We start from the raw sequence: 17,609 nt of genomic DNA on the forward strand, positions 1-17,609 counted from the left end.
GCAGTCGGGCAGTACTCTTTCTTATTTCGTGTCGCTATTTACCCTTCGCAGCACCGCACTACTGGTGAGCTTGCTGATTCTTGCCCCAACCGGGCGGAGCCGTGCCCAAACGGCCACGGCTCTGCCCGCTACCCTCAAATACGCTACCTACACTTGGGAAGCCCGCCGCAAGCCGATAGCCATCAGCGCCGCGGAAGGACAGCAGGGCGCCGTGGTGCTCCGCGACTTTCGAGTGGAAGAATTTGCGGCCGACCAGAAGGACCAGCTGCATCTGTACTCGCTCGACCACCGCATCGTGCGCGTAAACACGTCGGACGGAATTGAGCGCTTTAATAAGATTTACCTGCCCATTCAGGATGGCGGGCGCATTGTGTCTCTGAAGGCCCGCACCATCAGCCCCAGGGGTGAAATTGTGGAGGTGTCGGATGCCAACATGAAGGAGCTGAAGGACGAAGATGGTGGCCGCGGCTTTAAAGTTTTCGCGGTAGAAGGTGTTGAAAAAGGCAGCGAAATTGAATACCTCTTCACGCGGGAGCGGCCGATGACCTATTTTGGGCGGATATACGTGCAGAACGAGGTGCCTACCCGCGAAATGGAGGTGGAGCTGATTTCACCCGAGGCGCTTACCTTCGAAATGCACCGCTACCCCGGCGGACTCGTTCGCGACACGCTCTTGGGTGGTAAGCATCTTACGCGTGTGGCCTTGCACAACGTGCCTGCCTTACGCGAAGAAGGGTTTGCAGCCGTCCAGGCCAACCGGCAACGCCTGGAATACAAACTGGCCTACAGTGCGGCCCAGGGCGAAGCGCGGCTTTTCACTTGGGCCGAGGCTAGTAAATTTATCTATGCCCAGAACTACAAGCTGGACAAAGACGAAGCGAAAGTACTTGATAAGCTGGTAAAGCAAATGAACTTGCCTAGTGTGGGCACCTTGCCAGCGCTGGAGAACTACATCAAAACAAACTTTCGGTTGGCAGATGATGCCGACATGAGCCTGACGCGCATCATTGCTTCGCGGACAGCATCTGAACGAGGATTTACCCGCTTATTTGCCGTGTTGCTCACGCGGTTTAACCTTACTCACGAGCTAGTACTTACCTCCGACCGCAACGAGGTTGCCTTCGATGAGGCATTTGATACGTGGAATGCTCTTGACCACGCGGTTTTCTATTTCCCAGCAACCAAGCAGTGGCTGGCACCCGGACGGACAGATTACCGTCTTCCGTTGATACCGGCCGAGTGGACCGCTAATAAGGGCTTGTTTGTGCGAACAGTAAAGCTTGGGACCACTGAAAACGCCGTAGGCCGCATCGGTGAAATTCCTACCCTCACGGCTGAGCAAAGCCCGAACGACCTAGGCATTACCATCCAGTTTGCTCCAAACCTGGATAAAAGCATTGTTACCATTCGGGAAACTCTTGGGGGCTACAATGCCCTGCAAATTCAGCCGTTTTACCTCCTGATTCCAGAGGACAAGCGTACTGAAATACTACAAAACCTGATTAAGTCGAATGTGCCGGACGCTACGTTCCAGAAGCTGACGGTTACGAACACTGAGGTCGGTATAAACCCCATAGATAAGCCGTTTATAGTAGATGCTACGGTAGAATCGGTGGCCTTACTTGACCGGGCGGGACCAAAGTATCTGTTCAAGATTGGTACGCTGCTGGGCCCTCAGTCGGAGCTATACCAAGCCAATGAGCGGCAGTTTGACGTGGAAAATGAGTTCAACAGGCAGTACAACCGCACCATCACCTTCGAGGTGCCGGCCGGATACCAAGTACGCAACCTTAACGACTTAAACTTTAACGTGACGGCTGGACCAACCGCCAAGGAACCCGAGTTTCTGTTCAAGTCAGGCTATCAGCAGCAAGGTCAGAAAGTCACTATCACCATTGAGGAATACTACCGTCAGATTCGGTGGCCAAAAAGCGACTTTGAGGCTTTCAGGGGGGTAGTGAATGCTGCTGCCAACTTCAATAAGGTGGTTTTGGTGTTAGAGAAAAAAAGTTAATCGCCCAACTGTTAAAAGCCCTGGCCCGGCCTGCTTCAGATGCAGAAAGCCGGGCCAAGGCTTTTATAGCAGAATCAGTACCTTTCTTCATGAGCCAAGCCCTAGTACCTAACAGCCCCAACACTGCCCGCATGGAGAAATTCCGGCGCGACATCAGCAACCCCCTGAAGCTGCGGCTGTTTATGCTCCGTCGGCTCCCGATGGCGTACTTGGCGGGGTTGCGGGTGGCTGAGCTGACGGCGGAGCGCGCTACTGTGACGGTAGGGTATAAATACCTTACCCAGAACCCATTTCGAAGCATCTATTTTGCCTGCCTGAGTATGGCTGCTGAAATGGCTAGTGGCCTGCTAGCCATGATGCACGTGCAAAGTGGTTCTGCGGTTTCCATGCTGGTGGTGGGGCTAGAAGCCCAGTTCACCAAAAAAGCCGTCGGGCTCATCCGCTTCACTAGCGAAGATGGCGCCGCCATTGGGCAGGCCATAGCTGAAAGCCGTGCTACCAGCGAAGGCCGCACCGTGGTGTGTACCAGCACGGGCCATGACCAGGCTGGCGATGTAGTGGCCACGTTCCGCATTACATGGTCTTTTCGGGCCAAGAAGTAGGGAGAAGAGTTACAGCGAAATGTCCTATCATAGGCTGGTCTTGTGGGGTATCAGGCTGCCTCCTTTTCCAGTGAAGCTCTTTTCATTACCGCTGGATTAGGTAAAATGCAGAACATGCATGCTGAGCCTCAGCACCTACTAGGTACCGTTTTACTTTAACCCACAACACAGTACGTAACCCCCTGGCCTGACACGCGCTTCATGCCAAGCCGTGAGTAAAATGCTTGCGCAGTAGCTACTTCAGCGAATAACTGATGAGCTCCATGCGGCGCTGCAGTTGGTCAGAGTCGCGGAAGAAAGTGTCCCACCGTACTAGCCCAATGGAGGGGACAATCCAATCTTCGCGCTTCTGAATTTGAGCAGTTGTTTGGCCAGGGTAGGTGAACTGATACTCCACTTTGAAGAGGTTGCCCACAAAGTTCTTCTTGGAAGCCGGCACAGGCTGCGGAATACTGCCCGAAAGAGTATACACCCATAAATCGTAAGCTGGGTATTTATAGCCGTAGCCTATGCCGCCCATGGTGCTGCCCGGGTACACTAGCAGGCTTTGTTTTCCGGCTACGTTATAATACGCATAGCCTTGCGCCGTATTTTGCACAATGCTACGGTCATTGAGGATATACCAGGTGCTTTTGTTGATGAGCGTATCCCGCAGTACGCTGCGGATATAGGTGGCCGTAGAGTCGTAGATAAGGCCGTCGCCATCGTACTGATACACCCGGTAAGTCCACTCGTTGCCAACCCGCAATGGGATAATGTTTTCTACAGGCTGGGGCTCCTGTTCTTTCTGGCAGGAAAACAGCCCTACTACACATAGCCCGCCGGCCAGGATACTGTTTACTTTATTCATTCTGATATATAGATAAAAGTTACCAAGCAGAGCGCACACTGCCCCGCCGGCGTTGCAAGCCACTGCTAAAACTTGCGTGCCTAGGCATAAAAAAGCGGGTACTGCACTAGTAATGAACCAGAGCAGTACCCGTTTAATGCCAGGTGCCGGCTACTCTTCCCGCAGGCTTTCTTTGGTAATAACGTCTACTAGCCCGTCTTCACTTACCACAATGGCCAGACACGCATACGGCGAGCTTTCCACGTACCGGATGGCGGAGTTGAAGCGGGCCCCGCGTGTGCTGGTGCCGTGCCCGGAGGCCTTGCCATCCAGAATAACCCCAATGGAATAGCAGTAGCCCTCCGGGTCGAGGAGTACGGCGCCATCTATGGCCGTCACGAGGCGGGTGATAAGAGGCGTTAGGGGCACGGGCTCAATGAGCGTGCATTGCAGCTTCAGGCGGTCGGCTTCGGCCAGGGCTTCGGTGGTAATGACCAGGAGCGTGCCGTGCTTTTGGCGGCTGGCTTCTACCACTACATCCCAGAGGCGCTCCACCTTGGCGGGGTCCGTGAGCTGGAAGGTATGTTTCAGGTCGCGGCGGAAGCGGGCGCGGTGCAGGCGTGTGCGGGGCAGGCTGGGCATGCCGTAGTGGGCCCGCATGAGTACCTGCCCGCCGTGGTGAAACTCCCAGGCGTAGTGGTTTACGAAGTTGATGACGAACAGATCTTCGCGGCTAGCATCGTAGTGGCCAACCTGCCGGCCCAAGGCGTACACGTTTTCTCCGTCGGCCAGCAGGCTTACGTCGGCAGTAGCCATTTCGAGGAGCTTGCGCACGGCCCGGTAATCGGTGAGAGGCGTGGGGCAGGTGAGCGCAAATACCTCCGTCAGGTTAGGGTGCCCGCGCCGGGCCAGCAGCAATTTTCCTACCCCTTCGGCGCCTTCATACCGCAACGAGGAAATGGTATTGCAGGTAGTAAATAGCTTGGCTTTGGCCGGATTGGTGCCCAGGTCCTGCGCGGGCGTATCCATAAAGAGCTTGCCGGCAGAGCGGATAATCTCGTCGGTTTCGCGCGGGCGTACCAGCAGGCCGGAGCCGGGTTCTGGTTCCGTCAATGACTTCAGGCACTCCTCATGGAACCGAATGACGGCTGCCATCAGCAGAGAGTGCGAAAGGAGCCGCCCATCGGTGTAGTAGCGGTTTTTTTCGAGGGTAGGGTAGGCCTTCATGGCCTTGCGGTTGAGGCGCAATACGGGCACCACTGAATGCTGATTGATGGCTACCGGCGCGCCCGCAAAATACACGTGGCGCCCGCCTGACATCACCTCGTCCAGCACTTCCTGCACCGCCTGCCGCAGCCCAATGGCAGCTTGCTTGCGCTGAATCATTTCTTCGCTCATCAGCTCCCGATCTGGGGAGTTCCAGGGGTGCAGGTACTGGTAGTAGCGGCCGCGGGCCTGGGCCTCAGCAAAGGCTGTGGTGTCGAGGCCGCAGTCGATGGGCTCCAGGCAGGTAGGTACTACTTCGTCCTCGGCGTCAGGGTTATTGGCGAGGGCCAAGAGCAGCACATACGCATCCAAGTCTTCATCGAGGGCCTCAAAAATGCCATTCGCTACTGTTTGGGCCGCCTGTCGGAAGCGTGCCTGATAGGGCCAGATGGGGTAACTGGCAGGCAAGGGCAACGGAGTACCAAAAGCGACGGGCGGGGCAGAAACAAGCGGCAGGGGCGAAAGCATGAGGAAGGAGCAAGAACAGACCGGAACAACAGCCAGACCTGAGCTCGGCAGCCTGGATATCCAGGCAGACGTAAATGAGGGAAAAGTATTTTAAAAAGGAGGCGCTGGTTTCCCCAGCGGTTGCAAGAATCCGAGCGAGTAGCCTGATTTTTTATCCGAAGAAACAGGCCAGCAAATGCACAAGGATGAGGTAGCTACTATAACCGCGCCGCCGCGAAAAGGCTTTTGCGAACAGGCCAGGAATTTACTACCCCGTGCCCCGGCTGCAACCCAAGCATTACCTGTTACAGGCTAAACACGACCGGCAGTACCATCTTCTGCCGCATTGGCTCGCCCTTGTAAGTAGCGGGCTGCCACTTCGGCGCGGCCTTAATCAGCCGGATGGCTTCTTCATCGAGGCCGGAACCTAGCCGTTTGATTGGCTTGATATCGGAGAGGGTACCATCTTTCTGGATGATGAATTCCATCATCACGCGGCCTTCCACTTTGCGCTGGCGAGCCAGAGCGGGGTAGCGTTGGTTTTTCTGAATCCACTCGAAAAAGGCCTCGGTGCCACCCACCGGGCGGGCGGGCTGATCGGGGGCTACTACCTGGGTAGTGGGGCTAGCAGAGTTGGCAGGAGCAGCCGCGCCGGTGGCACCAGTTCCTGCATCAGCCGGAATCTGGAAGCTGATGGGCACCGTGATGCGCTGGCGTACCACACCACCGCGGTGCTGGGCCGGAGTCCAGCGGGGGCCAGCTTTTATCAAACGAATAGCCTCCGCGTCGAGGAGCGGATTAACGGGCTGCGCCACGGCTACGGTGGAAATCGAACCGGTTTTTTCCACCACAAATGTAACCGACACGGTGCCTTGCACCCCGGCCTGCAGCGCCTCAGTAGGGTACTGCTGCTTGTCGCCGAGATACTGAGCGTAGGCCTCCATGCCGCCTAGGGGCACGGCAGGCTTTTCTACAGCATCATAAATCTCGCTGGCGGCCGGCGCTTTGGGGTACTTGAGTTTTTTCTGGGCGAAGGATGGGGCGGCAGAAAAGAGTAAACCGGCCAGTAAAAGCACGCGAAACGAATGTGGCATAGAAATCAAACCGAATGAGAGGAGAACACACTGGCGCAAGAACCGCACCAGCACCGAGCAGAGTTTCAGCTGCGCTACTAAAATAGAGTATTTCGCTAGGGTTGCTGATGCACTAAAGCCTGCTACATAGTTCTGCTCGGTGGGCGGCTGCCTTCCGGGCTTGCGGTTCCGCGCCGTACCTTCGCGGCTTCACCTGTTGCTGTTGCCGTGCCTACCTCTCCCGAGTTTCGTTTGTTTTCCGTCGCGCCGGCGGAGTTGTTTCAGGATGCCATTGCGCGGCACACCGAGCGCGAAAACTACTTCGCCAGCCGGCATCGGTTGGTGTCGTTGGTGAGGGTAGCGCTGTTTCTGGCGGCTGGCGTGGGAGCATGGCTGCTGTTTAGCAACGGCAACGTGGGAGCAGGCGTGGCGGTGGTAGTAGGCGCGTATCTGGCCTTTATTGGGCTAGTGCGTTGGCACACGCAGGTGGGGTATGAGCGCGAGCATCACCGCCTGCTAAAGCAGCTAAACCACGACGAACTGGCGCGCCTACAGGGGCAGCTGCGCGGCTTCGACCCCGGCCGCCGCTACCTAGATGCCCAGCACCCCTACGCCGCTGACCTAGATGTATTCGGCGACCATTCCTTGTTCCAGCTGCTAAACCGCAGCACGTCCCGCTTGGGCCAAGATTGGCTGGCCGGCTGGCTGCTAGCCCCCGCCACACCCGCAACCGTGCGCGAGCGGCAGGAGGCTACGGCCGAGTTAGCGCCCGATATAGCCTGGCAGCAAGAATGGCAGGCCCGCGCCCGCCACTACCCCCGCCAGGAATCGGACCCCAGGGAGTTTGCCGCGTGGCTGCGCGAACCAGATTTTTTTGCCTCCCGAGCTTGGCTGTTGCCCTTGTTGGTGCTGCTGCCGGTGCTGGCAGTGGGAGCCGTTGTGGCCGTGCTTAATGGCTATGGCACGTTGCCACTGCTGGCGTTATTGCTTACAACGGCCCTCAACGCCCGCTTCGCCACCATCCGGCTGCAATACTACGAGCACGTCACCATCATGCGCGATGCACTGCGGGCCGCGCAGGACCAACTCGCCCTGTTTGAAGCCGGAAACTGGCAAAGCCCTGCCCTACGCCGGTTGCACCGCGTGATGCACGACACGGGTGGTACAGCCGCAGCTAAGTTACTAGGTCGCTTATCGGCCGTAGCCGGCTGGTTTTCGGCGCGGCAAAACCCGGCGGTGGCGGGCGTGCTGAATGCGTTGCTGCTCTGGGATTTGTGGGGCATGTGGCAGCTGGAGCGCTGGAAACGCCGCCTGCACCACGGGCTGGAGCCGCTGCTGGAGGCTGCGGCCGAGTTGGATGCGCTGGTGAGCCTAGCCGCTTTCCGGGCCGCCAACCCCAGCTTTGCGGAGCCTGCCGTAATGGCCGCGGCCCTCACGGTAACGGCCGAGCAAATGGGCCATCCATTACTGTTTGCTGAAACCGGCGTGCGCAACGACTTCCATATGGCTGGGTCTGGCCAAACGGTGGTGGTCACGGGCTCCAATATGGCGGGCAAAAGCACGTTTCTGCGCACCGTGGGCCTGAATCTGGTGCTGGCGCAGGCCGGCGCGGTAGTGCCCGCCGCTACATTTGAGTGCGGCCCGGCGCAGGTGTACACGGCCATGCGTACCAACGATAACTTGGCCGAAAGCACTTCTTCCTTCTACGCCGAGCTGAAGCGCTTGCGTTTGCTACTCGACCTAACAGCTCCGGGCAGCGAAGCCAAGGGCCTGCCCGTATTCTACCTGCTAGATGAAATTTTGAAGGGTACTAACTCCGAGGACCGCCACCGCGGAGCCCGGGCGCTGGTACACCAGCTGCACCAGCGGCCCGCTAGCGGCCTTATCAGTACCCACGATCTGGAGCTGGCTGCCCTGGAAGAGGAACTGCCTGAGCACGTACGCAATGTGAGCTTCAACTCGTTTCTCAACCCCGACGGTACGCTGCACTTTGATTACCAGCTGACCCCGGGTGTGTGCCGCTCCTTCAACGCCAGCCAACTGATGCGCCTGATGGGTATAGTGCTGGACTAGCTAGGTAAATGATCTGGTATGTAACTCGGCTGTAAAGGGGCTTTGTTGCGTAAGGGCAGAGAAGACGTAAGGCCATTAACGTAGTTTAATCTGAGGTTAATGGCCGAATTCTATCTTGCCGTTTACCATATTCTCTGGTCTCTTAACGCTTAGCTTGTGTACATCCGCGAAAATCTCCGCCTGCATATTATCTGGAAACTTGGCTGGAAATCCATCGTGATTTTCACTGTGTATAGCCTGTTGGTATGCATCGTGTACGGGCCTCTGAATTTCCATTCGGTAGCAATTCCGTGGCAGCCGGCGGCTACGCTGGGTACGGCCGTGGCTTTTTATATCGGCTTTAAAAATAACGGCTCCTATGACCGGTTCTGGGAAGGGCGGCAGCTGTGGGGTGGCATCGTGAACAGCAGCCGAACGGCCGCCGTCCAGATTCTAGAGTTTATTACCTCCGTGGTGGATGCGCCCGGCATTGATGCGCCCGCCGCTACAGCCGAGGAGCTGACCGACCGCCACCGCCGCCTGGTGTACCGCCAAATTGCGTGGTGCAACGCCTTGCGCATTCATTTGCGGCGCCAGCCTGAGCAGTGGGATGCCGCCGTAGCGCCTTTCCTAGATGAAGAAGAATCGGAGCGGCTGCGGCAAACGGCCAACCCGGCGGCTCAAATCCTGCGGCAACAGGCCGCCGCCCTCCGGATGTTGCGGGAGGAGCGAGGCCTGCTCAACGACTTCCAGCACGTGACCATGATGAACACCATTGAGGTGCTCTACAACCTGCAGGGTGGCTGCGAGCGAATCAAGAACACGCCTTTTCCGCGCCAGTACGCCTTTTTTAGCATGCTGTTCGTGTACCTGTTCACGGCCGTTATGCCCCTAGGGCTGGTAACGGAATTTGCCAAAATGGGCCCCAACCACATCTGGCTTACAGTGCCCTTTTCCGTGCTGGTGTCGTGGGTGTTTTCCACCATCGAAACGGTGGGACACAACAGCGAAAACCCCTTCGAAAACAACATGAACGATGTGCCCATGACGGCCATCTGCCGCTCCATTGAAATAGACCTGCGCCAGATGCTGGGCGAAACGGAAGTGCCCAACAAGCTGGAGCCAATAGAGGACATTCTGTACTAGGTGCCCGCTAGGCTGAAACCGTACTCAAAGTGGTTTCAGCCCCAAGCTCGACCTTAACCCCAGCTGAGCAGGAGGCGTACGTCAGAGGACTTCTATCCTGAACCTTGACCAACTGCCGTTATGCCCCAGCCCAACCCTACCCAAACGTCCGGTGCTACTACTTCCTCGTGGTTTTCCACGGCGGCCCCACTGCCCTCCTTCCAAGCCTTGCGCGAAAATCTGACGGCCGATGTGGTGGTAGTAGGGGGCGGCATTGCTGGCCTTACCACCGCTTATTTGCTGGGCCTGGAGGGCAAACACGTAGTGTTGCTGGAAGATGGCGAGCTGGCCAGCGGCGAATCGGGACGTACCACGGCCCACCTGAGCTTCGCACTGGATGATCGGTATTCGACCCTGGAACAGCTCTTTGGCCAGGAGGGCGCGCGCCTAGCTGCCGAAAGCCATCAAACCGCCGTCGACCGCATCGAGCAAATTGTTAAGAAGGAAAAGATTGACTGCGACTTTACTCGTCTGCCAGGCTACCTGTTTTTGCCCCAGAGCGGCACACCCAAAGAACTGGACGAGGAGCTGGAAGCCGCGCACCGGGCTGGCCTCAAGAATGTAAAACGCCTCCCCGATGCCGGTGCTCAAGGGTTCCAGACTGGTGAGTGCCTCGTGTTTCCAAACCAAGGCCAGTTTCACATTCTGAAGTACCTAGCAGGTTTGGTACGCGCTATTGAAAAGCAAGGCGGCCAAATTTTCACGAAAACCCACGTGGAGGAGGTTCACGGCGGCAAGGAGGCTAGGGTGGTCACTTCAGGAGGCAAAGAGGTGCGCGCGCAAGCGGTGGTGGTAGCCACTAACACGCCCTTCAACGACCGCGTAGTGATGCACACCAAGCAGGGCCCGTACCGCACCTACGTGGTAGGTGCCCGCGTCCCGAAAGGCTCGGTAACCAAAGCGCTGTACTGGGATACCGCCGACCCCTACCACTACATCCGACTGCAGGAGGTAGAAAACGCCGACTATGACCTACTGATTGTGGGCGGCGAAGACCACAAAACCGGACAGGAAGACGACCCCGCAGACCGGCTGCGCTGTCTGGAGTTTTGGATAGAAGCACACTTCCCTACAGCCGGTAAAATCGACTTTCGCTGGTCGGGACAGGTGATGGAGCCCAATGACGGGCTGGGCTATGCCGGCCGCAACCCGCTGGATGCAGAGAATATCTACATCATCACCGGCGACTCGGGCCATGGCATGACCCACGGCACGCTCGGCCCCATCATCATCACCGACCTGATTCTGGGCCGCGAAAATCCTTGGGCCAAGCTGTATGACCCAGGCCGGGTAACGCTGAAACCGGAATCGGTGAAGGAGTTCGTGCGCGAAAACGTAAACGTAGCCGCTGAGTACACCGACCTGCTCACGGGCGGCGATGTGAGCACCGAGGCTGATATTGCGCCAGGTACCGGAGCCGTGCTTCGTCGTGGCATCACGAAAGTGGCCGTGTACCGAGACACCAAAGGTAAAACCCACGAATGCTCGGCCATTTGCCCCCACCTGGGCTGTGTGGTGCACTGGAACGGCCTGGAAAAAAGCTGGGACTGCCCATGCCATGGCTCGCGCTTCAATGCGTTGGGCAAGCTTATGAATGGCCCCGCAAATTCCGATTTGGCGCCGGTTGACTAGCTGGACTGTTGTACCTTTCCCTCCCGAACCGGACCTCGTGCGTATAAGCCGGGTCTTACTTTCGGCGCGGCTATCATGAACGAACGGGTACGTTCCTTTCAGTACTTCTTTTCCAGCCAGGAATTTTCCGATGGTCTGCGGACCACACTTTCCATTCTGCTGCCCGGCCTGGTGTTAGGCAGCGTAGGCGACCTAGTAACGGGCCTAACGGTATCGTTGGGCGCGGTGTGCGTTAGCCTGACCGATGCGCCGGGCCCGATGGTGCACAAGCGCAACGGCATGCTGGCGGCCACGGCGCTTATCGGAATAATGGCCCTCGTTACCGGTTTTCTGCACCCGTATCAGTGGTTGCTGGGCGCAGAGGTGGTAGTAGCCAGCTTTGTGTTTACCATGCTGCTGGTGTATGGCAACCGGGCCGGCGGGGTAGGTACGGCCGGGCTACTGGTTATTATCCTGATGCTGGAGCGGCCCTTGGCACCAGCGGAGGTGCTCCCGTACGCGGCCCTGATTGTAGCGGGCGGCCTGTGGTATTTGTGCGTTACGGTGCTGTTTGATCGGTTGCGACCGTACCGCCCGGCCCAGCAGGCCCTCGGCGACTGTATCCGTACCATTGCCGACTTTCTGCGCCTTAAGGCCGAATTCTACCGCACGGGCACCAACCTGGAGCAGGATTACCGTCAGCTACTAGCCAAGCAGGTTTCGGTAAATGAAAAGCAGGATGCCGTGCGCGAGCTCCTGTTCAAAACCCGGCAACTCATGAGCGAATCGACCGGCACGGGGCGGCGGCTGGTGCTCACGTTTGTGGATGTAGTAGACCTCTACGAGCAGATTACCATCACCTACCACGATTACAGCGCCCTGCATCAGCGGTTTGAGGGCACCGGTATTCTGGATGTCATCGCCCGGGAAATTGAGCAGTGCGCCGCCGAGCTGGAAAATATCGGCTTTGCCATTCAGGCCAACCACGGCTATACCTCCGGCCGCGACCTGATGGCCGGCCTCGAAAACCTCAAGCTCCGGATTGATGCCCTCGAGGACCCTAGCAAATCCGGCTACACGCTCATGCTCAAAAAGATTCTGGTAAACCTGCGCAACCTCACGCAGCGCCTCCAGGATGTACGGGCCTATTTCGATACGACAGCTAAGGCGCCTATTGGCCGGGAGCTGGAGTTCGGGCGGTTTGTGGCGCACCAACGCTTCGACCTCAAGCAGCTCCGCGACCACCTGACGCCGCAGTCGAGCATTTTCCGGCACTCGGCACGCATGTTTGTGGCCTGCCTTATTGGGTTCCTGATAACGCAGGTGCTGCCCGGCACCCACAGCTACTGGGTACTCATGACCATCACCTACATGCTCAAGCCCGCTTTCAGCCTCACCAAAGAGCGCAACGTGCAGCGCGTACTAGGTACTCTGATGGGCGGAGCCCTCGGAGCCGCTATGCTCTGGCTGATTTCTGACCATATGGTACTGCTGGCCCTGCTGGTGGTATGCATGCTGGTTTCCTTCAGCTTTGCGCGCATCAACTACCTAGTAACCGTCACGTTCATGACGCCCTTTATCCTGATCCTGTTCAGCTTCTTGGGGCTGGGCTATGTGCAGGTGGTAGAAGAACGGGTGTTTGATACAGTGCTGGGCTGCTTTATTGCCTTCTCCACGGGGTATCTGCTGTTCCCGAACTGGGAGTCGGGGCAGCTGCACGACCACCTGAAGGCCGTACTGCGCGCCAACCTGCACTACCTCCGCACGTTGCAGGAAGCGCTCAGCGGCTCGGCCGTGGCCGTGCTGGATTACAAGCTGGCCCGAAAAGATGTGTATGTGAGTTCTGCCAACCTGAGTGCGGCCTTTCAGCGTATGATGTCGGAGCCGCGCGCCAAGCAGCACCGGCCCACCGAGGTGCACGAGTTTGTGGTGCTCAATCACATCTTGTCTTCCAATGTGGCCTCCATTACCTCCGCGGTGCTAGCCGGCGATATGCGCCCCTCACTGCCCGCTGCCGGCCAAAAAGCTCTGCGCCAGGCCCAGCAAGCCCTGCACCGTAGCCTTCGCCGCCTCGATCCGCAGCAGCCGGAGGCGCCCGCCAGCCCGGAGGTTCCGGCCGCTGCCGCCGCTACCGCACCCCCCACTGATCCGCTGCTGAATGAGCAGCTGGAGTTTATCCAGAAAGTCAGCAGTGATATAGGTAAAGTCACGGAAGCCGTGCTGAAGTAAGCGCCTAGGGTGCCGCATGCGGTAAACCCCCACAAGAGAGTGCCCTGCCAAGAGTCAAGCCCACTCATACTCAGGCTGGCGTTTTGCGGAAAGTTGCTCAGCTCAACCTAGGCCCTTGAAGTATATGAGCTGCTATCAGCAGGGTAGTAGCACCTCAATGCAAGAGCCCTGTTGGGAGCTGCGGATAGAAAGTTGGCCGTGCAAATAGTTCACGCGTGCCTGCACACCCCGCAGTCCGATACCAGCATATGGTTTATCCTGTTCGAAGCCCCGGCCGTTATCTTCCACGGTTATGCTCAGGGCGGTTGGCTGGCGTTGCAGCTGCACCGTAACGGTATTGGCGCGGGCGTGGCGCACGGCATTGTTGAGCAGCTCGGCAGCAATCCGGTAAGCCGCTTTCTGAATTTGAAGGGGTAACTCATCCAGGCCATCATCACAGTGGACCTCCACCATGGGGTTGCCGTAGAGGTTGAGCAGTTCGCCTAAGGCAGCTACAGAATCAGCCAAGCTGTCTTGTCCTTGCTCAGCAGGTAGCAAAGCGTGGCTGTAGGTGCGTACTTCGTCGCGCAGGTGTCGGAGCAGCAGCTCGGCTTGTTTGCCCGCAGTGGCCGCTTCGGGGGAGGTGGCCAGTGCCTGCCGAACCGCCGGACCCTGCCAGGCCAGATGCAGCGCGGCCAAGTTCGGGCCCAGTGCATCGTGCAGCTCCCGGGCCAGCTGCTCGCGTTCTTCTTCTTGGGCCGCGATGAGCAGGGCACTGTGCTCGTTGCGCTGTCGTAGCTCCCGAATGCGCAAGTCGGCGTTTTGCTTGAGTGTGTGCCGAAAGCGGCCCGTGAGCAGGGCACTCAGCACCAGCAACTCCAGAAACAGGCCCCACGCCAGCGGATTAGGGTAAATAGGGTTGAAGCTGCTCAGCCCCACGTGGTTGCTCCAGAAAATGGCAAAGCCACTGGAAAAGAAAAAGAATGTGAGCATGTAATACGCCGCCAGTTGGCCCCACCGCCGCGTACGCACCACAATCAGCAGAGTAGCCCAGCTATAGCCGAACAGAGCCAGCAGTACCAGCTCGCGGGTGGTATTCAATACCTGTAACACCTCCGGGCTGTTGCGCACGGCCCACGGAAACAGGCTGGCATACAGCACAACAAAAAGCACCGCTACCCGCGCCAACCAACGGCCACTCCAATACAAGCGGGGCCAGCCGCCGCGCAGCCGCAAGAACAACTGCATAATATGGATGCCCGCCGCTGCTGCCAGCACCATAAAGTTGAATTGGCCTACCGTCCAGATCAGCCGGTACAAGCTGGTGGGCAGTAGCATGGCATCCAGGCCATCTTCCATCATCAAAAACAACAATACGCACGCCACATACGCCACGTACCAGATATAAATTTGGTCGTGGAGGAAGGCGAAAAGCACGAGCGCAAAGAGGGCGCTGCCTAAGTAAAAACCCAGCATCCAGACCCAATGCCGCTCAAAGGGGAAGTTCATTTCCCAGGCCAAGAAGTGCTCGGCCGTCTCGATGTAAGTAGGCAGATACAGGGCACCAGCGTGCAGATCGATGCGCAGGTACAGGGTTGCCGTCTCGTGAGGGGCTAGGGTAAAGGGGAAGCTCAGGGAACGAGCGGGAACGGGCCGCTCCGAGGCCGGAACCCAGGAACTGGAGGCAGCTACCTTCTTAAAGGTGGTTTCGCCCTGGCGGCGGCAATACAGCGCGGCGCTATCAGTGAAGTTGAAAATGCTCCAGAAGTAGCGCAGGCGTTGGGCCTCGGTGTTGCGCACCGTTAGCCGCATCCAAACACGCTCATGCAACAGTCCTAGGTTAAGGGTTTTGTGCCAGGGCCCGGGCTTAAATTTGCCCGCCCGCCATTGCGCTTCTACCTGGTTGGGGTCGGGGGGTACACTGAACGGCTCGGTGTAATAGCGGTAGGCTTCAGAAATATGCGGCCCTTTTGGGTCTTTCAGCAGAAGCGTGTCGCGGAGGAGCTTGCCCGGCTCAGGTGCAGCATAGGTGCTTATGCACCCTGTCAACCACCAGCCCAGAAGGAAGGTAAAGCTAAAACGTAACCACATACACTAGGGGTAGGAAGAGCTGCTGCTGTGGTAAATAAATACAAATTCATCAGGTTAAAAAATAAAACGGGACACTACCGCTGAGGAAGCTCAGCGGTAGTGTCCCGTTTAAAATTCAAGAAATGCTATTGTCTATTTAGCGGCCTGAACCTCAGGCTTGAGGGTGCGGCCCAGCCACTCAAAAAACACGCGGTTCCAGAGCACCGAGTTTTGGGGTTTGCTGATCCAGTGGCCTTCATTGGGAAAGTACAGAAACCGGCTAGGTATGCCTCGGAGCTGAGCCGTACCGAATGCCTCCATGCCCTGGCCCTCCGGCACCCGGAAATCCTTGCCGCCATGTATCACGAGCAGCGGCGTGTCCCAGTTTTTGGCGAATTGCTGCGGGTTGAAATCGGTGTATGATTTATGTAGCGGCGTTTCCCAGGGGGCGCCGCCAATGTCCTGCTTGGCGAAGAACATTTCTTCGGTGCTAGGATACCAGCTGGTGAGGTTGTAGAGGCCGCAGTGGGCAATGAATGTCTTGAAGCGGCCTTCGTGCTTGCCGGCGAGGTAGTACACCGAGTAGCCTCCATACGAAGCACCTACGCAGCCCAAGCGGGCCTTGTCAACGTACGGCTCCTGGCTGACGGCATCAATAGCCGAGAGATAGTCGCGGATGGCTTGGCCGCCCCAGTCGCCGGAGATGCTGTTGTTCCACTCAGTGCCGAAGCCGGGCAGGCCACGGCGGTTGGGGGCCACCACAATGTAGCCATGAGCCGCCATCAGCTGGAAATTCCAGCGGTACGAGAAGCTTTGCGTAATGGGGCTTTGCGGGCCGCCCTGGCAGTAGAGTAGGGCTGGGTACTTTTTGCTCGGGTCGAAATCAGGCGGATAGATAACGTACACCTGCATCTGCTTGCCGTCGGTGGTTTTCACCCAGCGGGCTTCGGTTTTGCTGGTTTTAATGCCGGCCAGCTCCTGCTGATTGATGGTGGTCAGCGGCGTTTCGCGGCCGCTTTTTAGGTCTACGCGCACCAGGTCGGCGGGCAGGGCCTGGGTGGTTTTATTCACGATGGCCACGTCGTTGCCAGCCAGTTCAAAGGAGTTGTAGTTGAAGGCGCCTTTGGTCAGCTGCTTTACTTTGCCGCCTTTGCTGGCTACTGAAAACAGCTGTTCCGTGCCTTCCAGTGGGCTCACGAAGAAAATGGTTTTGCCATCGGGGCTCCAGCGGATGTTGGCGGCCGTCTGCTTCGAGCCTTTGGTAACGTCCTCGCGCTTTTTGGTTTTGAAGTCGTACACCACAATGCCGTTGCGGTCCGACTCAAAACCGGGGGTAGCCATGCTCAGCCACGCTACTTTGGTGCCATCGGGCGAGAAGGCCGGCTCGGTGTCGTAGCCGCCCAAGCCTTCGCTCAGGTTCAGGGTTTTGCCCTCCCGAATGTCGTAGAGGTAAATGTCGGAGTTGGTGCTTTCGGCCTCGGCCTTGCCCGTGAGCTTACGCGAGGTGTAGGCCAGCCGGTAGCCATCGGGCGAGAAGGTTAGCTGCTCAGAGCCACCTAGCGGTTGCAGCGGCGAGTCGAACTTCTCGCCGGTCATTACATCTTTGCCGTAGCCGGTTGGCCGGCCATCGGAGCCTAGGGGCTGGAAGAACACGTGCGAGGCTTTGTAGTCGTCCCAGGCGTTCCAGTGGCGGTAGTTCAGGTCGTCGATGATTTTGGCATCGGCCTTGGGCAAATCCGGGAACATTTCCTGCACCGTCTGGCCCGTTTTCACGTCCTGGGTGTAGAGGATGAAGTTGCCTTTGGGGGCGTACTTGAGGTTGGCCAAGCCTTCTTCCTTGAACTCGCTGAGCTTCTGCTTGCCCGAGCCATCGGGGTTGATGACGTACAGTTGGTCGGAGCCGCCGTCACCGGAAATAAATGTGAGCTTGCCGTCGGGGCGCCAGTTCAAGGTGTTTTCAGAATCAGGCGTATTGGTCAGTTGCTTGGCTGCGCCGCCGGCCACAGGTACCACCCAAATGTCGGAGTTGCCTTTGTTTTCACTGAGGTTATAGCGCGTGACGGTGTAAGCCACCGTTTTGCGGTCCGGCGACACCTGCATTTCGCCCAGGCGGCCCAGTTTCCAAAGCAGCTCAGGGGTGTATACGGTTGGTTGGGCGGCGGCACCTAGGGGCAGGAAGGCCAGCGCCGTCAGGAAATAGTTTTTCATGTGGGCTGAAGTAAGGGGAAAGCAAGGTAGGCAGAAGCGGCCGG

At 57.9% G+C, this 17,609-nt stretch carries 11 protein-coding genes; 6 read left to right on the forward strand and 5 right to left on the reverse strand.

Features of this window, described 5'->3' with window-relative positions:
• Nucleotides 1-28: 28 nt before the first annotated feature.
• Nucleotides 29-2,014 carry a DUF3857 domain-containing protein gene (locus tag ACYVHC_RS11660; RefSeq protein WP_460613885.1) on the forward strand — a complete coding sequence of 662 codons (1,986 nt, stop codon included), beginning with the start codon at nucleotides 29-31 and terminating at the stop codon, nucleotides 2,012-2,014.
• A gap of 89 nt (nucleotides 2,015-2,103) precedes the next feature.
• A complete protein-coding gene (locus ACYVHC_RS11665) occupies nucleotides 2,104-2,616 on the forward strand; it encodes a PaaI family thioesterase (RefSeq protein WP_460613886.1) in 513 nt (170 codons plus the stop codon).
• A gap of 235 nt (nucleotides 2,617-2,851) precedes the next feature.
• Here the strand turns inward: ACYVHC_RS11665 and ACYVHC_RS11670 are convergent, their stop codons facing one another.
• From ACYVHC_RS11670 to ACYVHC_RS11680, 3 genes are all read right to left on the reverse strand, one after another.
• Nucleotides 2,852-3,466: a hypothetical protein gene (locus tag ACYVHC_RS11670; RefSeq protein ID WP_460613887.1), complete on the reverse strand. Its 615-nt coding sequence runs from the start codon at nucleotides 3,464-3,466 to the stop codon at nucleotides 2,852-2,854.
• A gap of 150 nt (nucleotides 3,467-3,616) precedes the next feature.
• On the reverse strand, nucleotides 3,617-5,179 hold the full coding sequence (locus ACYVHC_RS11675) for a DNA integrity scanning protein DisA nucleotide-binding domain protein (protein WP_460613888.1): 1,563 nt from the start codon (nucleotides 5,177-5,179) through the stop codon (nucleotides 3,617-3,619).
• A 284-nt stretch (nucleotides 5,180-5,463) separates the two neighbouring features.
• A complete protein-coding gene (locus tag ACYVHC_RS11680; protein WP_460613889.1) occupies nucleotides 5,464-6,252 on the reverse strand; it encodes an energy transducer TonB in 789 nt (262 codons plus the stop codon).
• 207 nt (nucleotides 6,253-6,459) lie between these two features.
• Between ACYVHC_RS11680 and ACYVHC_RS11685 the strand changes: the two genes are divergently transcribed.
• The 4 genes from ACYVHC_RS11685 (at nucleotide 6,460) to ACYVHC_RS11700 (ending at nucleotide 13,308) form a co-directional block, all read left to right on the forward strand.
• Nucleotides 6,460-8,304: a P-loop NTPase family protein gene (locus ACYVHC_RS11685; RefSeq protein WP_460613890.1), complete on the forward strand. Its 1,845-nt coding sequence runs from the start codon at nucleotides 6,460-6,462 to the stop codon at nucleotides 8,302-8,304.
• A 156-nt stretch (nucleotides 8,305-8,460) separates the two neighbouring features.
• Nucleotides 8,461-9,429 (forward strand): bestrophin family protein, encoded by a 969-nt coding sequence (locus ACYVHC_RS11690; RefSeq protein ID WP_460613891.1) that lies wholly within the window; start codon nucleotides 8,461-8,463, stop codon nucleotides 9,427-9,429.
• A 120-nt stretch (nucleotides 9,430-9,549) separates the two neighbouring features.
• Entirely contained in the window at nucleotides 9,550-11,100 is a 1,551-nt protein-coding gene (locus ACYVHC_RS11695) for an FAD-dependent oxidoreductase (RefSeq protein ID WP_460613892.1), read from the forward strand.
• Nucleotides 11,101-11,175: 75 nt separating this feature from the next.
• Nucleotides 11,176-13,308: an FUSC family membrane protein gene (locus ACYVHC_RS11700; protein ID WP_460613893.1), complete on the forward strand. Its 2,133-nt coding sequence runs from the start codon at nucleotides 11,176-11,178 to the stop codon at nucleotides 13,306-13,308.
• A gap of 135 nt (nucleotides 13,309-13,443) precedes the next feature.
• Here the strand turns inward: ACYVHC_RS11700 and ACYVHC_RS11705 are convergent, their stop codons facing one another.
• Entirely contained in the window at nucleotides 13,444-15,378 is a 1,935-nt protein-coding gene (locus ACYVHC_RS11705; protein WP_460613894.1) for a sensor histidine kinase, read from the reverse strand.
• Between the two features lie 132 nt (nucleotides 15,379-15,510).
• Nucleotides 15,511-17,565: an alpha/beta hydrolase family protein gene (locus tag ACYVHC_RS11710; protein WP_460613895.1), complete on the reverse strand. Its 2,055-nt coding sequence runs from the start codon at nucleotides 17,563-17,565 to the stop codon at nucleotides 15,511-15,513.
• Nucleotides 17,566-17,609 lie beyond the last annotated feature (44 nt).

It is taken from the genome of Hymenobacter seoulensis (genome assembly GCF_054780535.1).

Bases quoted from the DNA above. Each gene is read 5' to 3' on its own strand.
- ACYVHC_RS11665 (WP_460613886.1), top strand. From the start codon at position 2,104: ATGAGCCAAGCCCTAGTACCTAACAGCCCCAACACTGCCCGCATGGAG.
- ACYVHC_RS11670 (WP_460613887.1), bottom strand. From the start codon at position 3,466: ATGAATAAAGTAAACAGTATCCTGGCCGGCGGGCTATGTGTAGTAGGG.
- ACYVHC_RS11675 (WP_460613888.1), bottom strand. From the start codon at position 5,179: ATGCTTTCGCCCCTGCCGCTTGTTTCTGCCCCGCCCGTCGCTTTTGGT.
- ACYVHC_RS11680 (WP_460613889.1), bottom strand. From the start codon at position 6,252: ATGCCACATTCGTTTCGCGTGCTTTTACTGGCCGGTTTACTCTTTTCT.
- ACYVHC_RS11695 (WP_460613892.1), top strand. From the start codon at position 9,550: ATGCCCCAGCCCAACCCTACCCAAACGTCCGGTGCTACTACTTCCTCG.
- ACYVHC_RS11700 (WP_460613893.1), top strand. From the start codon at position 11,176: ATGAACGAACGGGTACGTTCCTTTCAGTACTTCTTTTCCAGCCAGGAA.
- ACYVHC_RS11705 (WP_460613894.1), bottom strand. From the start codon at position 15,378: ATGTGGTTACGTTTTAGCTTTACCTTCCTTCTGGGCTGGTGGTTGACA.
- ACYVHC_RS11710 (WP_460613895.1), bottom strand. From the start codon at position 17,565: ATGAAAAACTATTTCCTGACGGCGCTGGCCTTCCTGCCCCTAGGTGCC.